At 39.9% G+C, this 23,816-nt stretch carries 18 protein-coding genes; 13 read left to right on the plus strand and 5 right to left on the minus strand.

From position 1 onward, the window contains the following. Positions 1 to 9 precede the first annotated feature (9 nt). Positions 10 to 375 carry a hypothetical protein gene (locus ACT29I_RS15615; RefSeq protein ID WP_444793905.1) on the plus strand — a complete coding sequence of 122 codons (366 nt, stop codon included), beginning with the start codon at positions 10 to 12 and terminating at the stop codon, positions 373 to 375. Positions 376 to 416: 41 nt separating this feature from the next. Here ACT29I_RS15615 and ACT29I_RS15620 read toward each other — a convergent pair whose 3' ends face one another. Beyond that, a complete protein-coding gene (locus ACT29I_RS15620) occupies positions 417 to 1,028 on the minus strand; it encodes a leucine-rich repeat domain-containing protein (RefSeq protein ID WP_444793906.1) in 612 nt (203 codons plus the stop codon). A gap of 198 nt (positions 1,029 to 1,226) precedes the next feature. Here ACT29I_RS15620 and ACT29I_RS15625 point away from each other — a divergent pair, with 198 nt between their 5' ends. From ACT29I_RS15625 to ACT29I_RS15640, 4 genes are all read left to right on the plus strand, one after another. Continuing rightward, complete coding sequence (locus ACT29I_RS15625) at positions 1,227 to 2,426, plus strand: aldo/keto reductase (RefSeq protein WP_430935452.1); 1,200 nt, start codon at positions 1,227 to 1,229, stop codon at positions 2,424 to 2,426. A gap of 125 nt (positions 2,427 to 2,551) precedes the next feature. Further along, positions 2,552 to 3,400, plus strand: coding sequence for a DUF6599 family protein (locus tag ACT29I_RS15630; RefSeq protein WP_430935454.1), 849 nt, complete (start codon positions 2,552 to 2,554; stop codon positions 3,398 to 3,400). Positions 3,401 to 3,755: 355 nt separating this feature from the next. Further along, positions 3,756 to 5,420 (plus strand): DUF1800 domain-containing protein, encoded by a 1,665-nt coding sequence (locus ACT29I_RS15635; protein WP_444793907.1) that lies wholly within the window; start codon positions 3,756 to 3,758, stop codon positions 5,418 to 5,420. 177 nt (positions 5,421 to 5,597) lie between these two features. Next, entirely contained in the window at positions 5,598 to 7,247 is a 1,650-nt protein-coding gene (locus ACT29I_RS15640; RefSeq protein ID WP_430935458.1) for a DUF1501 domain-containing protein, read from the plus strand. 305 nt (positions 7,248 to 7,552) lie between these two features. On the opposite strand, the gene ACT29I_RS15645 is transcribed toward ACT29I_RS15640, so the two are convergent. Further along, the gene (locus tag ACT29I_RS15645; protein WP_430935460.1) at positions 7,553 to 8,764 is read right to left on the minus strand and encodes a hypothetical protein; all 1,212 of its coding nucleotides are present in this window, start codon (positions 8,762 to 8,764) and stop codon (positions 7,553 to 7,555) included. 16 nt (positions 8,765 to 8,780) lie between these two features. Beyond that, positions 8,781 to 9,647, minus strand: a complete 867-nt coding sequence (locus ACT29I_RS15650) for an outer membrane beta-barrel protein (RefSeq protein ID WP_430935462.1) — start codon at positions 9,645 to 9,647, stop codon at positions 8,781 to 8,783. 463 nt (positions 9,648 to 10,110) lie between these two features. On the opposite strand from ACT29I_RS15650, the gene ACT29I_RS15655 reads away from it, so the two are divergent. Together ACT29I_RS15655 and ACT29I_RS15660 are read left to right on the plus strand one after the other, a co-directional pair. Further along, positions 10,111 to 11,286 (plus strand): N(5)-(carboxyethyl)ornithine synthase, encoded by a 1,176-nt coding sequence (locus ACT29I_RS15655; RefSeq protein WP_444793908.1) that lies wholly within the window; start codon positions 10,111 to 10,113, stop codon positions 11,284 to 11,286. 253 nt (positions 11,287 to 11,539) lie between these two features. Then, entirely contained in the window at positions 11,540 to 12,544 is a 1,005-nt protein-coding gene (locus ACT29I_RS15660; protein ID WP_430935466.1) for an FAD:protein FMN transferase, read from the plus strand. 74 nt (positions 12,545 to 12,618) lie between these two features. On the opposite strand, the gene ACT29I_RS15665 is transcribed toward ACT29I_RS15660, so the two are convergent. Further along, positions 12,619 to 12,864, minus strand: coding sequence for a hypothetical protein (locus tag ACT29I_RS15665; RefSeq protein ID WP_430935468.1), 246 nt, complete (start codon positions 12,862 to 12,864; stop codon positions 12,619 to 12,621). Between the two features lie 291 nt (positions 12,865 to 13,155). Between ACT29I_RS15665 and ACT29I_RS15670 the strand changes: the two genes are divergently transcribed. Beyond that, the gene (locus ACT29I_RS15670; RefSeq protein WP_430935470.1) at positions 13,156 to 15,576 is read left to right on the plus strand and encodes an alpha-ketoacid dehydrogenase subunit alpha/beta; all 2,421 of its coding nucleotides are present in this window, start codon (positions 13,156 to 13,158) and stop codon (positions 15,574 to 15,576) included. A gap of 427 nt (positions 15,577 to 16,003) precedes the next feature. Here ACT29I_RS15670 and ACT29I_RS15675 read toward each other — a convergent pair whose 3' ends face one another. Continuing rightward, entirely contained in the window at positions 16,004 to 17,149 is a 1,146-nt protein-coding gene (locus tag ACT29I_RS15675; protein WP_430935472.1) for a CapA family protein, read from the minus strand. 639 nt (positions 17,150 to 17,788) lie between these two features. Here ACT29I_RS15675 and ACT29I_RS15680 point away from each other — a divergent pair. The 5 genes from ACT29I_RS15680 (at position 17,789) to ACT29I_RS15700 (ending at position 23,757) form a co-directional block, all read left to right on the plus strand. After that, on the plus strand, positions 17,789 to 18,154 hold the full coding sequence (locus ACT29I_RS15680; protein WP_430935474.1) for a MerR family transcriptional regulator: 366 nt from the start codon (positions 17,789 to 17,791) through the stop codon (positions 18,152 to 18,154). Between the two features lie 203 nt (positions 18,155 to 18,357). Continuing rightward, complete coding sequence (locus tag ACT29I_RS15685) at positions 18,358 to 19,452, plus strand: Nif3-like dinuclear metal center hexameric protein (RefSeq protein WP_430935476.1); 1,095 nt, start codon at positions 18,358 to 18,360, stop codon at positions 19,450 to 19,452. A 4-nt stretch (positions 19,453 to 19,456) separates the two neighbouring features. Then, complete coding sequence (locus ACT29I_RS15690) at positions 19,457 to 20,221, plus strand: zinc ribbon domain-containing protein (protein ID WP_430935478.1); 765 nt, start codon at positions 19,457 to 19,459, stop codon at positions 20,219 to 20,221. Between the two features lie 103 nt (positions 20,222 to 20,324). Beyond that, positions 20,325 to 21,785, plus strand: a complete 1,461-nt coding sequence (locus tag ACT29I_RS15695) for a hypothetical protein (protein WP_444793909.1) — start codon at positions 20,325 to 20,327, stop codon at positions 21,783 to 21,785. Positions 21,786 to 22,131: 346 nt separating this feature from the next. Beyond that, positions 22,132 to 23,757, plus strand: coding sequence for a lamin tail domain-containing protein (locus ACT29I_RS15700; RefSeq protein ID WP_444793910.1), 1,626 nt, complete (start codon positions 22,132 to 22,134; stop codon positions 23,755 to 23,757). The last annotated feature ends 59 nt before the right edge of the window (positions 23,758 to 23,816 follow it).

Genomic DNA, 23,816 nt, shown 5'->3' on the forward strand with positions numbered 1-23,816 from the left:
ATGGGAAAAATGAAAACTAAACTATTTGTTTTAATGTTGATGACTTCATGGGTGTGCTTTTCATGTGCGGAAGAGGAGTCTGATGAGTTTTGCTCAAACCCGGATGCAGAATGTCCAGATGGTGGCCCTTCAATCGATGTTAACGCCTGTTGCACGGACCAGAGTTGTTATTGGACGTATAACGGCGTAGATTATAATTGTGAAGGGACTGATTGTTCAGGTGCATATGATATTATTATTGTGAATGCCTGTGCTGTGGGCGCATTGGCTGACTTGAAATCTTCGGATACCAGATTTAATGCGCTTAAGGCTGAGCTGGAAAGTGTTACGCAAAAGTTGCTTTTAGAAGCTCGTGCCTGTGCTGCCTGCAATTAGAAAGACTAAAAATGGCTGCTTTTTATTTGGGCAGCCATTTTTTAATATAATAAATTCGCAATGTTTTTGTTTTCTTCGGGGATATTCGAAACCTGGTTCTCCATCAGGTTTAAATCTTCAATATTCTTACCTTCAGTTAAGTGGAACGGAAATGAAGTAAGCTTGTTTTGTTTCAGGTAAATGTTTTTTATCGTTTTAGAGTTAAACAGATGTTCGCAGCCTTTTGAAACCAGGTTGTTGGTAAAATCAATGGTGCAAAGAGAGGGACACGAGCCTACAACCACAGGTATTTTTTGAAAAGCATTGTCACCCAGGTAGAGTTTTTCTAACATCGGCATTTTAACTAAAGATGTTGGGAGTGAGCTGAGTTGGTTCACGCGGATATCCAAACACTTCAAACTTTTTAAATTAGAGATTTCTGTGGGTATCGCAGTGATTTCATTATCCTGTATATCCAGGAATTCAAGGTGCTCCAATTTAAAAAGGGCTTTGGGCCATTGTCCTTGAAGCCCGAACTTTGAGATGCTCAGGTGGGTAACATGTCCCAAATCGTTCAGTTGATATCCACGTAAAAACCAGGTTACCCTTTTGACTTCTTTCAGCTTTTTGGGTAATTGATTTCTTAGTTCTTCAATAATATGTATATCTCCCATTTAATAACTCTTTGTATAACCAGTATGTGAAATACGTAGGAATATACTTATTGTTTTAAAAAAATTAAAATTCCACTCAAATAAATATTATGGATATCAATCTGTCGGGGCAAATGTATGTCCGTGCAATAGTTGTGCTGTAAATTTCAGATATGCCATAATTTTAGTAACTTACATACGCCCATAAAACGTGTAACCATGAAAACTAAAGACAAGAACAACCGACGTCATTTTATTAAAGTAACAGCTGCCGGATTGGCAGGAGTTACGTTGTTAAACGGAAATACCGCGGAAGCCAAGCCTAAAAAAGAACAAAAAATAATTTATCGGACGCTAGGACGTACGGGAGTAAAACTTCCCATTGTTAGTTTTGGTGCCATGCGGGGTGATGGCAAGGCTCTGGTCGAAGGAGGTATCGCCAAAGGAATCCTTCACTTTGATACAGCTCATGGATATCAGAAAGGTAAAAATGAAGTTATGATAGGGGAGGTGTTGAAAAATCACGACAGGGACAAGTTTTTTATAGCCACCAAAGTGTACTGTCAGGATATGGATAGAAAAACCGGGTTGATAAATGAAGAAGCTACAGCCGAAAAGTTTTTGGAGATGCTTGATATAAGCCTGGAGCGTTTACAGATGCGTCAGGTGGATCTGCTGTATGTGCATGCTCTCTCAACAAAGCAAGCAGTTCTTCATCCCGAAATATTGAAAGCGGTTAAAATAGCCAAAGAGCAAGGGAAGGCTCGGTTTATAGGGGTGTCAACACATAAAAACGAGCCAGATGTTATCAGGGCAGCGGTAGAGGCTGGTATTTACGATGTGGTGCTAACTGCATACAACTTTAAGCAGGACCACCGCGAAGAATTAAAACTGGCCATAGCAGAAGCAGCTGCCAAAGGAATCGGTTTTGTGGCCATGAAAACCATGGCAGGGGGATTTCTGGACAAAGAAAAAACGGCGCCTGTTAATACCAGGGCGGCACTAAAATGGGCTTTGCTCGACGAGAATATTTGTACCGCTATTCCGGGATTCACTTCTTTCGAACATCTGGAAGAAAGCTTTTCGGTAATGGAAGATCTTAAGCTGACCAAAAAGGAAGAAAAAGATCTGGACTATGCCCGTGATGTGGCAGGCTTATACTGCAATCAGTGCAGCCATTGTGAAGGAATGTGTAAAAACAATCTGCCAATCCCCGAAATAATGCGTTCGTACATGTATACTTATGGTTATCGGGATATGAATCAGGCTAAAGACTTGTTGTCGCACATGGAGGTCAATAGTAATGCTTGTGCAAACTGTGATGAGTGCACGGTAACATGTGTTAAGGATTTTGCCGTGGGCGAAAGAGTACAAGATATTTGCCGTTTAATGGACGTGCCTGACGATTTTATCGTGTAACAGGGCAATGGAACGGTTCTGTATCTAATGCGAATCAGAACCGTTCCCTATACCTAATAGAAGGCGTCTTAATTAAGCGTCAGGTAAACAAGATATTATCCCTTAATCCTAGAACCTATTTACTTATGAATTACAGAAAATTATTTTTACTCCTAATCCTATCAATCCAATATTCTGCCTTCTCCCAATCTTATCCAACCAAATTTGCCAACATAAATGCCTGGGACATTGAAGGTGAAAAACAATACTTTTCTCCCGATAACCTTTACGATTATATCAATGGTGCATCCGATTTTTATTTGGGTTATGATTTCAAGGATTTGTGGGTGGTCGATTATAAAAATTCATCCGGGCAAATGTTAACCTTGGAGCTTTACCGTCATGGAAATCCAATGCTGGCCTTTGGTATCTATTCCGAGGAAAGGCCTCAAACTGCAAGTATAAATAATATTGGGGCACAAGGATTTATTGATGGGGGAGCGGTGTTTCTTCTAGCAGGAGATTATTATGTGAAAATATATAATGGACAACCCGAAGTAAATGAAACAGAGCTGTTGACTTTTGCAAGGAGGGTGGCAGCATCCATCTGCAAAGATTGCTCTTTACCGATGCAGTTCAATTGGTTTCCAAATGAAAACAAAATTGATTATTCCGAACGCTATATGGCAGAAAACTTTATAGGCCTTACCGGTTTTGATGGTGTGTGTACGGTAGAATACAATAATGCTGGAGAAAAAATCCGTTTGTTTGCCTACAAAGGGAACGATGAGAAGTGTAAAACCCTACTTGAAAAATATTTCGATAGAGTTAAATACAAAAAAAAGCTTAAGCCAAAGCAATATGTGTTTGCAGACCCATATATTGGTAAGGTAGTGCTAGTATATGATCGGGGTATGATTTGCGGTCTATTAGACTCCAAAGAACCCGAAAAACATCAGCAGCTTTTAAATGACTTGCTGACAAATGCAAAATAAACAATAGTTCCAGTTCCAATAAAGTTCGGGTGCCTGAATCTTGAAAATGATTTTTGTTCATTGGGGTGAGCCGTTGGCGTGAATTCCAAATGCACTTCTGGCTGTTTGGAATTATAATGTTGTCCATTTTGTTTTTGCATCTGTCGCAAGTTTGTTAAAACCTTCATTCAAATCTTAATTGGTATTATTTACTATTGTCAAATGCCAATAATCTGTTAAATCCTTTTAAACTGTGGACAAAAAATGATCAATCCGTATTTCAATTCCACCACTCAAACAAGTAATCCATTACCTGAAATACTATTGGAAAAATAATTTCGTTATCTTTAAATAAATCAACACAACACACAACTTAATGGCAGCAACAGACAAATTATCTGGTGCCTTAGGAAGAACAAATGCGGCCCATCTGTTACGGCGGGCTACTTTTGGACCTACTGAGGCGGCCATTCAACAGTTTGCTTCTTATACTGTTGATGAGGCCATGAATGAACTCTTCTCGGAGCCTGCTCCGCCCGAATTACCCGTCGATTTAAAGACTGGTGAAACCTGGTTAAACCCTGCAGCAACAGGAGGCAACAGCGGGCAAAAAGAGTTGACCGATTATTTTATTATCTGCCATCTGGAACAGATGCGAAATTCGGGAACTAATATCTCCGAAAGGTTAACTTACTTTTTTCACACCCATTTACCTGTTCGGCGCAGTTTGGTGGAATCATCAGAAATGATCTACTATCAGAATGCCTTGTATCGGCAATTCGCTTTTGGCAGTTTCAAGGAGCTGTTTAAACACATTTGTATGGATAATGCCATGCTTATTTATTTAGATAATGGCACCAACGATGTAAGCAGTCCCAATGAAAATTTTGCACGGGAGATGTTCGAGCTGTATTCCATTGGTCGGGGACCACAGGTGAGCCTGGGCGATTATACCCATTACACCGAGGATGATATTAAGGCCGCTACACGGATTTTGACAGGATATCAGGTTGACCATTCTTTTGGAAATATAAATGAAGATACACAATTACCCACAGGTGTATTAAGAGAAGTGGAAAGCGGTGACACTTTTATTGCCAACAGGCACGACGCCGGAGAAAAGGTGTTTAGCAGCAGGTTCGATAACAGGATAATAGCACCATCAGCACTAAGTAACGGTTATGCTACCAGCGATGCGGCCAGGCAAGAGTTTGATGAGATGATTGAGATGATTTTTGATAAAGACGAAGCGGCCCGCTTTATCACCCGCAAACTCTACCGCTTTTTTGTTTATTATATGATTGATAATGACATTGAGGCCAATGTAATCGTGCCATTGGCCGCCCAGTTTAAATCCTCGGGCTATGATATGCCAACATTGGTAAAAGCCATGTTAAGCAGCCAGCATTTTTACGATGTGGATGATGCAGCAACATCCAATAATATCATTGGATCTATCATCAAATCCCCTATCGATCTTATTTTAGGAACTTTGCGGTTGTTCGATGTAAATGTTCCTGCTGACTTGGATACTTTGTACAATACGGTATATATCGATGGTATTTTTGAATTTATAGAAGAACAAGGGCTTAATTTCTACGAGCCGTTCGAAGTGGCAGGTTATCCGGCTTATCATCAATTCCCTATTTACAGCCGAAACTGGATCAGGCCTCATACGTTGGCATACAGATATAAGTTTGCCGAGTATATTTTAAATGGAGTAAACCCCAAGGGCGAAGTTCTAGGCATTAAAATAGATGTCCTGTCCTGGGTTGAGAACGGTGGTGCAATTTCTACTCCTGCGGATGCTAATATCCTGGTTGATGCATTGATAGAATTGATGATTCCATTCCCGATAGCTGCGGAAAGACGTGATTTCTTTTTGACCACCGTGTTTCTGGATGGTTTGTACGTATCGGCGTGGACCGCGGAATGGAACAACTATGTTTCTGATCCAAGCCAATATAAAACCACCGTTGAATCCCGTATTTTGATCTTGATCAATGCTATTATGCAGTCGCCTGAATACCAATTGTGCTAATTAATCGCTGCAAGGTATTGCCAAATATGAGTTCACCATAATCTGCAAGTAAGCGTGGGAATTATATTTGACAGCATCCTTTCAAAGATTTAAACAGAGATAAACAGGGGTAGTTATTTTAAAAAAAAACTTTGTGTCCCAGCGTCTTTGTGTTCGTTTGTCTTAATGCTAATCAATATGAAAAGAAGAAGTTTTATACGAAATATAGGTGCAACAGCTGCAGGTACTTTTGCCTTAGGTGGTGTACCGGTGAGGGCGATGATGCCCACAACGGCCATGGCCAAAGCCGCGTTGGAAGGTAATAACGAAAATGTGCTAATTTTTATTCAGTTACATGGCGGTAATGATGGGCTTAACTCGTTGGTTCCCATTGGTCAATACAACGAATATTATAATTTGAGGGCGAATATCGCACTGCCCGATCATGGGGAGCGCAGTTATATTAACGTAGATGAATCCATTCCTGAGCGCAGACAGGTAGGATTACACCCTGATATGATTCATTTCAAGCAACTGTATGACCAAGACAAGGCAGTTGTTATTCAGAATGTGGGTTACCCCGATATGAACGGTTCGCATTTTAGAGGGCGCGACCTGGTTTTTATGGGGTTGGATGGTACCGAAGACCAGGCTGATGTCACTTCGGGATGGATGGGTAGGTTCCTTAATCTGGAATACCCCAATTACCCGGATGCATTTCCAAGTGAGACCATGAAAGATCCCGTTGCCATAGAGATGGGGAGTGCCATGTCGTTGGCTTTTCACAGGGAACAAGGAATACCCATTGGATTAAACGTACAAAGTCCCGAAGCATTTTACGAGCTGATTAACGGGGTGGGGGTAGATAATGCAACCTTGCATAAGCCCGATGGTTATGCGGGTGAAGAACTGGAATATCTGTGGCAGTTCGAAGGTATGTCGAATGTTTATGCCGAGCGCTTAAAGCAAGTGTACGATAATGGTTCTAACTCAACCGTTGATTACCCTACAGAATACCCTGCGCCCACCTTGGCGCTATATAAGAAAAATGCCCTGTCGGGTCAGCTTAGGCTGATAGCCCGTTTGCTGAAAGGCGGAATTAAAACGCGAATTTTTATGTGCCGCATGGGTGGGTTCGATACACATGGGAATCAGGTGGACGAGAACGATTCTACGCTTGGAATACATGCTTCGTTAATGTACCATTTGTCATCGGCCATTAAAGCCTTTCAGGATGATTTGGCCAATATGGAATTGGAGGATAAAGTGCTGACCATGACCTTTACCGAGTTTGGCCGTAGGGTGAAATCCAACGATAGTTACGGTACCGACCACGGAAGCTCAACCCCGGTATTTGTTTTTGGGAAAGCCGTGAAAAGCCAGGTGGTAGGCGACAATCCCGACCTCAGCGATTTGATTGGGGGGAATATGAAGTACCAGGTCGATTATCGTCAGGTATATACGTCCGTTTTACAGGATTGGTTTGGAGCCAGCAAAGAAACCCTGGAGGTAGCCCGCTTTAGCGATTTTATTGATAACAGGATTGATATTTTTGGCCTGGATATCGGTGTTAGAGAGCTGGAAGCGGGTTTTGTTAATGCCATAGCTTTCCCAAATCCTGTTTCCGATAGATTGACTATTCAATTTAAGATGCCCATGCCCGGCAGTGCCAAAATAAAGATTTTTGATGTAAATGGCAGAGTGGTGTATCTGCATAAAACAGAGTTCCTGAATTATGGGGATCACAATTTTTACCTGTTGGTAAACAACCTTCCGGTAGGCCAATATCTTTTCTCCGTAGAAACAAAACAGTACACGGAAAGCGGTAAGATTATTGTCAAAAGATAGGTAATAGTTCAGTCATTGGTCAATGGATATTAGAGTCATTGGTTCTTCCCCTGGTTCTGAAACCGGGGGAAGTACTGCGTCTAAGACGAAGGGACCGGGGGTAAATTAGCCTATGCTTCCTATATTAATCAATTTGTATTGTTTGGTTTCCCAAGGCTGAATGCCGAATATGGAGCGAAGCGACACCCCGTACCCTTGAATTGTTTATTAACTTCGGGTCCATACACCTTTAAATGACAACATTTTTCGTTTGTTGAAAACGTCACTTTTAAAGTCAACTATACCATTGACTAATCAACTAATAACTAAAAATCCATCTCATCCGTTGCCACTTTGTATAATATAATACGTTCGTATCTTCCTGCTACCATTGTTTTTCCGGCAATTATAAGTCCACCGTCATTGGCTTTAAAGAAACTGGATATTTCTACAGGGTTAGTATGTCCCAGGTATTCGGTGAGTTTTAATTCATTGGTTTCGGCGTCAAAAAAGTATAATGCCAATTGATTGCTGTTGGTTGTGGCGGCATATACCAACATTTCTTTCCCATTCAACTCTTCCTTTACGATTTTAACATTCGATTTTGTCGATAATTCAGGATAAGCTATATCTTCAAGTTGGGTCACGTTCTGAATACCGTTAACATCAATGGCCGCTTCTGTAGCAAAGGCAATATCTCCAATATTAAATTTTGATTTGGCAATGGCAAACACTCCATCTGCCTTATTAACCGTTGCGCCTATTCCACCTTGTTCCTGGTATCCGTTTACCCTGCCGCTGATGGTTTTGCTGCTGTGATTCACAAAAAGCAAGGATAAGGTATAGTTTGAAAAAGCATTTACGCCGTAGTAGGTTATCCCGTTGTTTTCAAAAGAATGGATGAAAAAGGGAAAAGGAGCACGCTGTTTTTTTAAGTGCTGAAAAATATCGTAAGAAAAATCCTTGTTGGTAGGTGAGATAAGCTCAAAGGATAAATTCAAAGAAGCATCATATCCGGTAATCATGGTATTGTAACCAATTCCATCGTACGATGCTATCACAAGTGTGTTGGTTTCCGGCGAGTAATGAGCTGCAAGCGGATAGCTATCGGGCATATCGCCTACCTCTGTAACATCACCTGTAACGGTGTTTATCTCCATTACCTGTGCTATAAATGAGTTATCGTCCATGCATACAAAGCGTATCTCGCCCCCAAAACTCAGTAGGCCCGTGACGGGACTAACGTAAGCGGGATCAACGTTCGTTTCCCATTCCGGGTTTCCGCTTTTATCCGTTTTCATCACATGAATAGTAGGGTAGTTTGTGCTCTGCGAATCATTTACGGCAGATAATATAATGATGCTTCCGTCATCAGTTTCTATTGCGCCTACAGGGAAATAAGACTTGGTAACATCTTCATCATCGTAAACCTTAACAAAATTGTATTCGGGTTCTACATTACTGTTTCTAATGTCGCAAGAGCATAAAAACAATGTTAGAACTAAACTGTATATTAAAACGTAACTATGTTGCATCATGTTGGCTGTTGATTGATTACCTTTTCTTTCTATCTCTCTGTTCTCTAAAATAATTACACTCTATATCGGAACGTTTGGTGATTTTGCTGATAGGAAATATCACCGACAGATTCACTTTTAAAGCATGTAGGTTAAGATCGTCCTGAACATCATAAGCATTGCCTACAAACAAATCGTTCGAATAGCGATTTTCTTCATCGGTAACATTGTTTATATTAATGTAGTACGACGCACCCAGCATCAGAATAATCTGATTAAAGTCGTAGGATACTCCTGCTCCAACACCCAGGTCGAACCTGCTGGTGATAAAATTGTCGCTATAATCCGATTTTATCGAGGTGCTTTGAACAACAGAAGCAGTGGCTCCGTTGTCTCTGGTAAATTCCGAATTTGCTGTTTTGTCTGCCGTATGCATCATCCCGTAAGAAACGATGCCTTCAACAAAGGGTTTAAGCTTAGTAGTGCCCACATAATAACGAACCGATAAGGGGATCTCAAAATACCTGAGCTTTTGAATGTGTTCAGTTTCATCATTAAGAGTAGAACCAGTTTCTTCGGTCCAACTTCGTTCTGTTGTATAGGCATACTTGTAACTGCTATAAGATGGAAGCAACCCAATATGTAGATTGCCAAAAGCAGGGTAAAACATTGCAAAACCAAACTGGTTACCCCGATTACTTAACATTCCATGGTAGTTCTTTGGGGTTATATCGGATGTTGAGCCAAGAACATTATTTACGCTGTAGGAGTATAAGCTGGCAGGTTGGGTAAAATTCACTCCTCCGTAAAACCCAACCAGCAATGTCGGTTTGCCTTTCTTAGCCGCAAAAGTAGGGTGTAGAACAGCCAGGAGTAAGGCCGTTAGTAAAATGTTTTTTTTCATGTATAAATAATAGCAAAACCTTAATAACCAGTGCAAAAAACTAACAATAATAGGTTGTCCTAATAATTTGCTCCTGTCTGCAACAGGCAGGCGGCCATGCCGGTTCCATTGTGTTGTGTATGTTGATATATTAGGTAAACGAATAATGCTTTTATATAGTGTGCGAAAAATGAGCAATTTTGTGTTTTTCGAAGAACAACTGTAGTATGTAAAAGTTTTTTTTGTGTTTGAACGTAAGCAGAATTTTGTTGAATATAATTCATTCGGTTATCAAAAAAATGTATTTCTTGAATAAATAGAGTAAATTGCGACTGGTTTATACCACTTCTTACTTCAATCAGTTATTGCTTCATTTTGCTACGAAACAACATAATCATTCTCTCTGGCAATAAATTTCTCATTGGATTACTTATGTAGAGCCGATAATATTTTTTTAATGGCAAAAATTTAAAGAGAAAAGTTTATGGAAAGAATTATGCTAGGAGTTATTGGTACTTCAAGAAAACAAGATGAAAAACGCGTCCCGATTCATCCCGATCACTTGACACGGATTCCGGAGAACATCAGGAGGCAGTTAATTTTTGAAGAAGGGTATGGCGCACCTTTTGGTGTGGATGACGAGTTTTTCACTTCTCGTGCAGGAGGTGTGGCTTCTCGTCATAAATTGTTGACAGAAATTGGTTCTGTAATTATTGCAAAACCAGTATTGGCCGATTTACAGGAAATAAAAGAAGGTGGGTTTATATGGGGATATCCGCATTGCGCCCAACAAAATGACATTACTCAAATAGCGATAGACCGAAAATTGACACTTATTGCCTTTGAGGATATGTTTGTTTGGACTCCTGAGGGTCGGGTAGGAAGACATACGTTTTATAAAAATAATGAAATGGCAGGTTACTGTGCCGTTATTCATGCATTACAATTAAAAGGCATCGATGGTCATTATGGCAACCAGCGGAAAGTAATTATTTTTAGTTTTGGTGCAGTTAGCAGAGGTGCCATTTATGCGTTAAAGGCACATGGATTCAGGGATATAACGATTTGTATCCAGAGGCCGGACCATGAGGTGCGTGAAGAAATTTTGGATGTTCATTATATCCGTATCCGTGATGGTGTTGATAATGAACCCAGACTTGTTGCGGTAGAGCATGATGGAACGGTACTGCCTCTATCGGATTTAATTGGAGAATCTGAAATTATTATTAATGGTGTTTATCAGGATACAGACCATCCAATCAATTTTGTGACGGAAGAAGAAAAAGATATTTTAAAACCAGGCACTCTAATTATCGATGTCAGTTGCGACGAAGGTATGGGCTTCTATTTTGCGAAGCCAACCACATTTAAAAATCCTTTGCAACATATTGGTAATGTCGACTACTATGCTGTAGATCATACACCAAGTTATCTGTGGGAAAGTGCCTCAAGGTCAATTTCAGCTGCATTAATTATATATTTATCTGCTATTATTGAAGGACGTAAGGGTTGGATGAAAAATAGTACGATCCGAAAAGCAATTAATATTGACCAAGGGGTGATCGTTAAAGAATCCGTTTTAACTTTTCAGAACCGTATGTCAAATTATCCGCATAACTTTAACTCGGATTATGCATTAGAACTTCGTGGTGAACATTGAAAGTGCAATAAAACAAGTCTTTACTGAAACGAGGCATAACTTGTCCCGATTACTTTCGGGAGCATCGTTATGGTGAGTTGAAGTGAAGCAGCGGAGTGTCTTGTTTTGAAACAATTTCAATGTGTAATATATTTTCTAATGCATATTGCGGGTTTAATGGGAATCAGAAGTGAGATTCGGCCTAAAGGATTTTAAACTTTGTCTGCTTCGGATATTGCGTTATTTTTGCGCTTGTATCTCAAAAAATTAAATAATGAAGCAGATCCTTATCATACTCCTGACCTTAGTAACTTTGTCGTGCCAAACAAAGTCTTACGACTATGTAAAAATAGAAGGTCCTATTTTTGGAACCTACTACCATATTATTTATCAGCCTGTTCAGGGGAATGATGCTTTAGATAAAGGCGTAATGACCGCCTTGAATGAGGTAAATGCATCTTTGTCAACTTATGTAAAAACATCTACCATCAGCAGATTTAACTTGAGCGAAAAAGGTGCAGAGATAGATCCCATGATGAAAGAGGTTTTCCTTTCTGGTCAGGAGGTCTATAAAAACTCGAAAGGGGCTTTTGATATGACAGTCGGTCCGTTGGTGAATGTCTGGGGTTTCGGTTTTAAAAAGAAAGATGAGGTGACCCCAGAATTGATTGATTCACTGATGCCGAATGTTGGCATGGATATGGTTAGTTTAAACGATGATTTCCTTAATAAGGCTAAGCCGGATATCATGCTTGATGCCAGTGCTATTGCAAAAGGTTTTGGCGTGGACGTGGCGGCCGATTATCTGGCTTCGCAGGGTATAAAAAACTATATGGTGGAAATTGGTGGAGAGATAAGGGCTAGTGGTATTAACCATAAAGGTATTTCCTGGCGGGTTGGCATTGATAAACCTATTGATGATAAAGCGGCTTTGAATAGAGAGTTACAGGCCATTCTATCACTGACGAATGTGGCCCTGGCCACTTCGGGTAACTATCGTAATTTCTACGTTAAAGACGGTAAAAAATATGCACATACCATCGACCCAAAGACAGGCTATCCTGTGCAGCATTCTGTATTAAGCGCATCTATCATTGCCCCCGATTGCATGAGGGCCGATGCGTATGCCACCGCTTGTATGGTTATGGGATTAGAAAAGGGTTATGCTTTGATAGATTCTCTTCCAAACACAGAAGGCTATTTTATTTATGTAGATGAAAGTGGGGAAAACCAGGTGAAATATACCCGAGGGTTTGAGAAGTTGATTATAGGTGAATAGTCATTGGTCAATTGTCAATGGAAATTTCTAACAAACTAATAACTACGGACTATTGACCAAGAACTAATATCTGATTAACAACTAAGCGTCTGGCTTTCGTCATCGCCACCCAAATGCAACGGTTTAATTTTAATGGTTTCTTTTCGTGCCTGTTTATCTTGGGTAGTCGCACAGGAAATACCTCTTTTACGCATTTCCTTGTTGCTCCCGATATGTATATTGGGGAATTTTCCTTTCTTTTTAATCAAAATACTGATAGCCATTAATACAAACACCACTGCCACCAACACAATACTTAGTAATAATACTTTTAAAAACATAGCTTCTCTATTTTTTGATTTTGTATGTGCAAAAATACGCAATTATAGTATTTAATAAACAAACCGTGTAAAAATATGTTTGATGATTGGGAAATGGAAAGGCAACTGCGCAATTTTATTTGGTGTTATTAAACCAAATATTATTTCAATAGAGAATGACACATTGCAGTTTTATTTAGAATAATTCTTATTAGCTTTGTTCGTCGGTAAAAAATAGGTTATAATCATTTTGGAAGAAATAAAATGAGTAAAAAATCTATTGTCTAAACTCAAATAGTCTATTATAAAAGCATGATATCGAATTCAGGAATTAGTTTTGACGAGTTTAAAAAAGAGGTGTTGAACGATTATCGCATCGGTCATATGAGCCGCAATATGAGTATTGCAGGACGCAAGGAAGTGTTGAGCGGAAAAGCCAAGTTTGGAATTTTTGGCGATGGCAAGGAAGTAGCTCAGATAGCTATGGCCAAGCAATTTAAGAAAGGTGATTGGCGTTCGGGGTATTATCGCGACCAGACTTTTATGCTGGCAGCGGGAATGTCAACGCCAGTGCAGTTTTTTGCTTCTTTATACGGAGAAACCGATACGGATTTAAACCCTGATAATGGCGGTCGTTCGTTCAACAATCATTTTGGGACACGAACCATAACCGATTCGGGAGAGTGGAAAAATATTGCAGATATGAAATGTACCTCTTCGGACATTTCCCCAACTGCCGGGCAAATGCCCCGTTTGATAGGATTGGCCTTCGCATCTAAAATATACCGGAACAGTCCTGCGCTTAAGGAATCTGTTAAGTTTAGTAAGGGAGGCGATGAGGTTGCCTTTGGTACCATTGGCGATGCCAGTACATCGGAAGGACATTTCTTTGAAACCATGAATGCGGCCGCGGTTCATCAAATACCGGTGGCCATGTCGGTTTGGGATGACGGATATGGGATATCGGTACCCAAAAGCGTACAGACAACCAAGGGAAGTATATCAGAGCTATTAAAAGGATTCGAGAAGGGAGCTAAAGACAAAACGGGTATTCTTATTTATAAATTGAAAGGTTGGGATTATGCTGGTATGTGCCAGGCCTATGAAGAAGGAGTGGCCAAATGTCGAAAAGAGCATGTGCCCGTATTGTTTCATGTGGAGGAGGTGACGCAGCCTGTTGGGCATTCAACATCAGGTTCGCACGAGAGGTATAAGTCGAAAGAACGTCTGCAATGGGAAAAAGATTTTGATTGTCTGGTTAAGATGAGAGACTGGATGATTGAACGTTCGTTGGCAACGGCCGAAGAACTGGACAAAATTGAAGTCGAAGCCCGTCAGGAAGTTGACGAAGCCAAAAAGAAAGCCTGGAAACAGAATATGGCCACCCTCAAAGAAGAGAGGGATATGCTGCTGGATATCGTGGACAAAAGGCTGTGTAAGTGTACCGGTAAAAACGATGAGCGCATTGATACTTTGGTGAAGGAGTTGAAAAATGAAATGACGTTGAACCGTAAAGCGATACTATCCACTGCCAGGAAAATATTGCGGCATATCTGTAACACATGTAATAACCCGGACAGCCTTAAGTTTAATTTACAACGTTGGATTGCGGATTATCGCGAAAAAACCAGCGAGATGTATAATGACAGGTTGTACTCTGAAGATGACTTTGCCGCGGTTAAGGTTCCGGTTGTCCCACCTCATTATCCCAAAGAAGTGGAGAAAGTTCCGGGAAGGGAGATCTTAAGGGATAACTTTGATGCTTTATTCGCCAAAATACCGGAATTAGTGACTTTTGGCGAGGATACAGGTGTTCTTGGAGGGGTGAATCAATCCATGGAAGGCATACAGAAAAAGTACGGTAGCCTGCGAATCTGGGATGAGGGAATCCGGGAGACCACCATCATCGGGACAGGTCTGGGAATGGCTTTGCGCGGTTTGCGTCCCATTGCCGAGATTCAATATTTCGATTACCTGATGTACGGCCTGCAAACCATGAGCGACGATTTGGCCACCTTAAGATATAGAACCAAGGGAGGCCAGAAAGCTCCGATGATTGTCCGTACACGTGGTCACAGGCTGGAAGGAATCTGGCATTCAGGTTCGCCAACAAGCATGGTGATCAATTCCATTAGGGGTGTTTATGTGTGTGTGCCTCGTGATATGACCCGGGCAGCCGGTATGTATAACACATTGGTACAGGCAGACGATCCGGCATTAGTGATTGAACCCCTAAACGGATACCGAATCCGTGAACCAAAACCTTCCAATATTGGAGAATTCAACATCCCGTTGGGAATTCCTGAAGTATTACATGTGGGGCAAGATGCCACTTTGGTGACCTATGGTTCCTGCGTGCGTATTGCCATGGAAGCGGTGCAGCAGTTGTCTGACATCGGGATTTCTGTCGAGTTGATTGATGTTCAGACCTTGTTGCCATTTGATATTCATGGTGTGATATTGGAGTCCGTTAAAAAAACCAATAGGGTAGTGTTCTTCGACGAGGATGTTCCGGGTGGTACCACCGCATTTATGATGCAGCAGGTGGTAGAGAAAAACGGGGCGTTCAAATACCTGGATTCGGCTCCAAGAACCGTTACGGCCAAGGATCACCGACCAGCTTTTGGCACGGATGGAGATTATTTCTCGAACCCAAATGCCGAAGATGTTTACGAGGCCATTTATGAAATTATGACTGAGTTCGATCCGCATAAGTATCCGCCGATATATTAAGTGTTTGTCCACAGATGTTACGGTTTTTTAAATCGTGGGATGTTAAATTAATTCTTTGTAACTAAAATTACGCTAGCTGGTTAGGCCGTTAAACCCGTGCTGTCAAATTTTCAAAGAAGGGATCGTCTGTTGATTAAGGCCGGATTATGGAATAGTGGTACGTAATGAGTATTTACGATACTATAAAACAGGGAGTTGCAGAAAAGAGGAATAGCAACGCTCTGGAGAATTGAAACATCTTGTTTTGATGTGGTTTAATAGCGTAACAGGATTTCTGATGCATAAGTTTATAATAACCGTGCCTTCATATTGGAATCTTAAACTATTATTGCCTCCTTCATTAAAGTTGGTTCTATTGGAATAAGGTTTATATTTTAAAAGGGGATCGAGAATATTAAGGATTCCAATTTTATTGATGACAATAATTTTATTGTCTAATGTCAACTAACTTTCTGCTGCCTAATGATAACTGTCCGCTGCAGATTACCTTCTTGGGTACCATTTTTCTTTCCAGCGGCATACTGAACTTACCATCAGGTTCTATCACCAGTCTGTGGTTTAATTCCGGGAAATCAATTTTGGTAAGATCTTTAATTTTATGAATAACCCCATTGCTACTGTCGTATGCCAAGGCTACATTTTTGATTTGTTTGAACGGGATAATTTCACCTTTGATAAATTCGCCTTTCCGGTTGGTATACACTTTAATGATAGGCGTCAGTGCATTGGGACCTGTTAAGTTAAAGCGGGAATAAGTGGCAAAATTACCCAGACTATAGATGATAAATCGGTTGTTATAAATTTCCATGGCTCGGGTAACATGCGGACCGTGACCAAAGATAATATCGGCCCCTGCATCGATCATGGCATGGGCGAACTCGTATACGTTACTTCGGTTTTCTCCGTAGAAAGTTTCTTTCTCCCGGGTTATATGTTGGTGTTCTGCTCCTTCGGCCCCTCCATGGAAAGAGACTATAACGATATCACATGTATCTTTTAGGTTTTGAACAATTCGTATGGCATTGGGCAGGTCATTGATATCCACCGTTCCCGTGTTAGGCGAAAAACCTGCCAACCCTATTTTTAAACCTTTGGACGTGATAGTGTCTGTCGGCTTATCCAATAAACCCGACCAGGCAATATTTAATTTTGCAAGATGATGACGGGTCGTTTGCATGCCTAATACGCCAAAATCACGAATATGGTTGTTGGCCAGGTTGAGGAAATCAAAACCCATTTCTTTCAACGTCAATCCGTATTTCTCGGGCATTTTAAAGGCGTAGCACTTGGTGGTATCCTTGCATCGTTTTACCACAGGGCCTTCGTCTAACAAACAAGTTTCCAGGTTCCCGAATGTTACATCGCCACTTTTTAGGTAGGGAATAGCTTCAGCAACATAGGGCAAAGGATCGTTGTTTGGTGGAAGGTATTCTTTCTTTGGAAAGTCTGTCCCCAACATCATATCGCCTACGCCAATAAAGGAGATAAGAGTATCGTTTTGGGCATGAATATGAAATGTTACCAAAAATGTAAACAGGAAGAATGCGGCTCTCATAAAAACAAGTTTTCCCAAAAATAGTTTTTAAGAGCGGCATTGCAAACCTAATTGCTGTAAAAAGTCAATGGCCATTGTTGTGTTTGGCTGTATGCTTTCTGTTGCCATAATTGAATCTATCTTGCAAAATGTTCACTCCACCGTTTAAAAAACAGTTCATACACGTCATAATAAGCATCCCCGATTTTCGTCGAAATCCATGTATATTAACTCGGTATTCATCAATACTTTTATCGCCTTTAACACGGTGGAGGAAGAGTCGAGCTTGTGTTTTTAGAGGTATTGTTTTTTTTGGTTAACTTACCAAAAGTAACTTACAGAAGGTAACTAATAAAAGGTAACCTACTGTTGGTTCCATTGTGGTGGTATGAAGGAAATTGTAGGATTTTTGGGGAAATGGAGAAATAAGAAAAATGAATCGCCGTATTAATAGACGGCGCTATTGGAATACAAGAATCACTATTCTTGACTTGGCAATAGATTGGCATTAAATAATATCTCAAGCTAAGTGAAATATTGATTTTTCCTAAAATTCAAGTAATATTGTGACAAGAATAAGCAATGACTTCCCGTCAATATTTAAATATTTTTTGCGACGGAATGTTGTTATGCGCCAAATGCCTAATGCCTATTGACCAATGACTATTGACTAATTGTATGCCTTACAAAGAACCGAAAATAGAAAAGATGTACTACACCATTGGTGAAGTGGCGGAGATGTTTGAAGTTAAAACCTCGCTTATTCGCTTTTGGGAGAAGGAATTTGAAATCATCAAACCCTTTAAAAACAAAAAAGGGAACCGGCTTTTTACACCTCAGGATGTAGATAATTTTCATTTGATTTTTCACCTGGTAAAGGAAAAAGGAATGACGCTGAAAGGTGCGCAAAAAAAGCTGGAAGATAACCGGGAAGATACCATCAACAACTTTGAAGTGATTACTAAACTTAAAGACATCCGAGCTGTTCTAATGGAGATGAAAGAGAATCTTGAGTCAGACAGTGAGATAAGAGATGAGCAGTAATAACGTTTATTAATCAAACTGTGCCTTTAGTGCGCTTCACTCTTAAAACCACGTTGATTCTGGATAGTCATTAACCATTGTAATAAGCAAAATGGCTTACGGCTGATTTTGTTATACAATTGGTGTAGGAGGTGAGGGATGAGAAAAAGGAAATAGACTGTTTGAACCACTTTCATCTTGTTACTTTATACTAAATTTTTATCATGCAAATAAAACAAATCACTAAAATACTCGAAGACTTCGCTCCGCTTTCGTTTCAGGAGAGTTACGACAATGCCGGATTAATCATCGGCAATAAAAATGACGATGTAAATGGAATATTAATAACACTTGACATTACCGAGGAAGTGATCGATGAGGCCATTGAATTGGGTTTTAACTTTATTCTCGCTCATCATCCCATTGCGATGGGAGGTGTTAAGCGTTTTAACGGAAACAATTATACCGAACGCGTCATTATAAAGGCCATTAAAAACAGTATTGCGATTTATGCAGGACATACCAATGTGGATAGTGTGATGAAAGGTGTAAACGGCAAAATATGCGAGAAAATAGGATTAAAGGACTGTGAAATCCTTGCACCCAAAAAAGGGGAATTATTTAAAATAGTGACCTTTGTTCCTGAATCTCAGTCTGAAATGGTACGACAAGCTATGTTTGATGTTGGCGCCGGAAATATTGGCAATTACGATTCGTGTAGTTTTAATTTGCAAGGGCAGGGAACATTCAGGGCCGGCGAAGAGACCAACCCTTTTGTTGGAAACAAAGGAGAGCTTCATACCGAAAAGGAAGTCAGGATTGAAACAGTTGTACCGGCCCATCTTAAAGGAAGGGTGGTTTCGGCTATGAAAAAAGCACACCCTTACGAGGAGGTAGCCTATGATATTTATCCTTTGGATAATAGTTACGAGCAGGCCGGTTCCGGGATGTATGGTATTCTGGATTCTCCTGAGGACGAACTTTCCTTTCTTAAAAGAATTAAAGAAACCTTTGGCGCAGGAACAGTCAGGTACACTAATCTTTTAAACAAACCCATAAAAAAAGTGGCCGTATGCGGAGGTGCAGGAAGTTTTTTAATCAACCGAGCTAAAAGTGTTGGCGCAGATATTTTTATCAGTGGCGACTTTAAATATCACCAGTTTTCGGATGCCGAAAATGAAATAATAATAGCAGATATTGGGCACTTTGAGAGCGAACAATTTACTAAAGAAGTTTTTTTTGAGCTACTTACAAAAAAAATACCTAATTTTGCGGTTCATTTATCGAAAGTAAATACAAATCCTATTAAATATTTGTAGCAGAATGGCAACAAAAAATAAAAACGCTGAAATGTCTGTAGAGGAAAAGTTAAAGGCATTATACGACCTACAGAAAGTGGCAACCGAGGTTGACAAGATTAGAACACTTAGAGGGGAGTTACCACTTGAAGTACAGGATTTGGAAGACGAAATTGAAGGTCTTGAGACCCGTATTTCCAATTACGACAATGAAGTTAAGGCGTTAAACGATTCTATTTCGGGAAAGAAAAACGAAATAAAAGAATCAGGTATACTTATTAAAAAATACGAAGCTCAACAATCGAATGTTCGCAACAACCGCGAATTTGATTCATTGTCGAAAGAAATCGAATTCCAAAAGCTCGAGATTGAATTGAGCGAAAAAAGAATCAAAGAGTTTACCGTGGAGCTGAATAACAAAGAAACGGTGATTGAATCTTCAAGGCAATTGCTGGAGGATAGAAAAGCCGACCTTACAGCCAAAAAGAAAGAACTTACCGAAATTGTAGGTGAAACACAGGTGGACGAAGAAAAGAAAATAGAGAAAATCGCACAAATCGAAAGCACGATTGAAGATCGCCTTTTGACCGCTTTCAAACGTATCCGTAAAAATGCTATCAACGGTTTGGCTGTTGTTACGGTTGAGCGTGATGCCTGCGGGGGATGTTTTAACAAAATTCCACCCCAGCGTCAACTGGATATCAAATCCAGAAAAAAAGTGATTGTTTGCGAGTATTGTGGCCGTATTTTGGTAGATGATGAAATTGATCAAAAACCGGTTGAAGAATAGCAACGAATGATATGAAATATCAAAAGGCCGCTTTTTAAGTGGCCTTTTTTTTGATTATGCCTGTCGTTCTGCGTAATTTTGGTTGTCATTTAACTAATTGTATATGTGTTTGGGCTCGAGGATAAAACTATTTGTACTGAATTTAATATTCGCGGTATCCCTTATTCCATGCTCCGTTGAGGCACAAGATGCAAACACTGCGTTTCAAAACAGCTTATATGGCATTATCAGCCTCGACACCACAAAAACAGACTCTTTACTGGTTGCGCTGAAAAATAGTAAAGAACGCGCCTATTTACAACATTATAAAATATTTCTGGACATGATGGTAATGGGGCAGTTACCCACAGATTACAACAAACGTCTGGAAAATATCACGGGCATCATAGAGAAAGATTCGAGTTTTGACGAAAGAACTTTAGCCTTTTTGTCTGAAATATATCTGCAAAAAGGAATCATGGAATTCAGTGCCGACAATCAACGAACAGCTGTTTTTTCATTCTTTAAGGCATACAGGCTATGGCGAAAAAGCAAAAGAGAACACCCCAGGCTCACCGATAATATAAAACTAACCGGTATTTTTAATTTGTTGATGTGCAATATGCCGCAACCCTACAAAAAAATGGCCGGTTGGATTGGTTTTACAGGGGACCACGCAATCGGTTTTAATGCGCTTAAAACGTATCAATATGTCAACGATCGGCAATTAGGAAGTAAACAAGAAGCACTTTTATATCTTGCGTTTTCCTATTTAAAATTTGATATAGATGAAAAAAGGATTGAAAACTTAATTCTGGACGCATCATTTGAGGATTTGTTGCCCCTGACCCGGTTTATTGTAACTCGGTGTGCCTTTAAAATCAGGAAACCGGTTTTGGATAACACTTGGTTAAAAGATAGTGTAACAGCCGGTTTTTTACCCTTGCTTTATTTAAGAGGAAAATACAAGGTATTAACACTTGACTCAACCGGAATAAAAGATTTGGCGGAGTTTTCGGTAAAGAACACTTCCGGCCAGTTTTTGGCCGATGCGTGCCGATATCGTTCATGGCAATTATTTTTGAAAGGAGATACCAGCGGCTACATGCAGCAACAGAACTTAATAAAGCAGCTTGGAAAATATCCCACATGGGAAGACAAACAGGCCAGGTACGAAAGTATGCTGAATCAAATTCCCAATGACAAGCTGTTGTGTGCGCGTTTATTGTTTGATGCGGGTAAATACCAGGTCGCTGTTGATAGTCTGCTTAAAATGGAGCCCAAAACCTTCCATACGCAAAATCAACAGATTGAATTTCAATATCGCCTGGGTAGATGTTACCATATGTTAAAGCAAAATACCACCGCAATATTTCATTATACCGAAGCGATTAAGTTAGGGGATTCCGACACAAGGTATTTTTCTCCCTATGCCGCGTTGTATACCGCGGAACTGCATATGCAAGAAAACCCGGTTACGGCCAGATTCTACCTTAAAGAGGCCAAACGCTTAAATAACGGTGAGCATCAGGCTTCTGTTGAAAGAAAAATTGAACTCCTAAACGAACTTCTGAATAATCATTAGCTTATCAACGAATGATTACTCCACATACCGACGGGTTGGAGCAATCTGGTTCGTCATTGCTAAAATCACGTTTATTTCCTGTTTAAATAAAGAGCTATAATTGCTTTGTTTGCTTTTTTAGAATCATTATATATTAGCATTCAACATGTTGTTTGGGTTTGGGTTTGGTGTTTTTGTTAAGTTGAAAACTTGACTTTAACATTTACTTCGTCTATCTTTTATTTGTCATAATGTTTCATTGGCTTAATGTTATGATAACAGATTGATCATAGTCCCCTAAAACAATCAGATTATAAAAGATCTAACTTGGTTAGTTCTAATTAACAAACTCTAAAACTTAAATAACATGAAACAAATTTTACTTTTTATTGCCGCTGTAATTTTCTCAGCAGGTGCTTTTGGGCAAATTTATATTAATGAAATTGATGCTGATCAAACAGGAACTGATGCAGCTGAATTTGTTGAGTTGTACAATGCAGGTAGTTCTGCAGTGTCACTTGACGGTTATGTGCTTGTTTTATTTAATGGAAGTGATAATGCTTCTTATGAGGCTATAGATTTAGATAATTACAGTATTCCCGCAAATGGTTATTTTGTTATTGGATCAACAGGAATGGGAACAAATATTGAATTATCTCCAGGTTCAAGTGGTTGGTTGCAAAATGGCGCAGATGCAGTAGCACTGTACCAAGGGAATGCTGCTGATTTTGGGAATGACACACCTGTAACCACAGTAAATCTGGTTGATGCGGTTGTTTACGATACTAACGATAGTGACGATGCGGAATTGCTTGTTCTTCTAAATGCAGGAGAAGCTCAATTGGATGAAGCTGGTGGTGGGGCAAAAGATACTCAATCACTTCAAAGAAGCCCTGACGGAAGTGGAGGACAAAGAAATACTTCTTCTTTTATTACTGCTGAACCAACACCAGGTGCAGCAAATGTTCATGTCAGCGGTACTGTTGAACTAACATATCCTAATGGAGGTGAAATCTTTAGTGCGGGTCAGGATGTTACAATCACATGGAATTCATCGGGAATTACCGAGGTTGTATTTGACATATTTACTAGTGAAGGAAGTTGGGAAGAATTAATAGCTGATCCCGTTGATGCAACTGTCGGAAGTCTTGACTTTTCAATTCCGTTGAATGCGTGGAATTGGAATGGTTACATAATAAGAATAGCTGCTTATGGAAGTACAACCATAAATGATGAATCTGACGCTACCTTTACAGTTAACGGCCATGACACTGAAATATTTTGGGAAGATTTCGGAGACGGAAATTTAGGATATTTTGAAGCTATTTCTGTCAGTGGTGCAGAGGTATGGGAATATGGTGAATTTAGCGGAAAAACATTTGCTCGTATAGGTGGCAATAGTAATGATAATGAGGATTGGTTGATAACACCAGCCATTGATTTGGAAGGAACTACTGATGAAACTCTTGAATTTGAAACTGCTGTTGATACTTACCTTGATAATTTGGTTGTTAAATATTCTTCAGATTATAATGGTCTTGGGGATCCCGCCGGAGCAACATGGGTTGAACTGTCGTCCTATGAACTTTCAGAAGGAAGTTGGGCTTTTAAGACATCAATAAGCGACATTGGCAATCTTTCAGGAACTGTATATTTCGCTTTTATTTATACCTCAGATGCAATTTCTTATAATATTTGGGAGGTTACTGATATTTACATTTCAGGTATTGATGATGGCACTACAGACATAACAGAAGCAATTTCTGATGTTTCAGTCTTCCCTAACCCATTCAATGCTCAAATTACGGTAACGGCAGATGCTATTGCTAAGGTAGAAGTTATGAATGTGGTTGGTCAGGTAGTGGTGCAGGTTGAAGCTAATCGTATGCCTGAAGTTGTGGTTCCAGTCGGCTCATTGGTCAAAGGGATTTACATTGTAAAAGTCACCGAAGTAAACGGACACATCTTCACTAAAAAAGTGATCAAGAAATAATCACATCATCCGATTTTAAACCATAAACTTTGATTCGGTTTTTTTGTTAGCCACCTTTT

It is taken from the genome of Saccharicrinis sp. GN24d3, assembly GCF_052400645.1.
Taxonomy (GTDB): domain Bacteria; phylum Bacteroidota; class Bacteroidia; order Bacteroidales; family Marinilabiliaceae; genus Saccharicrinis.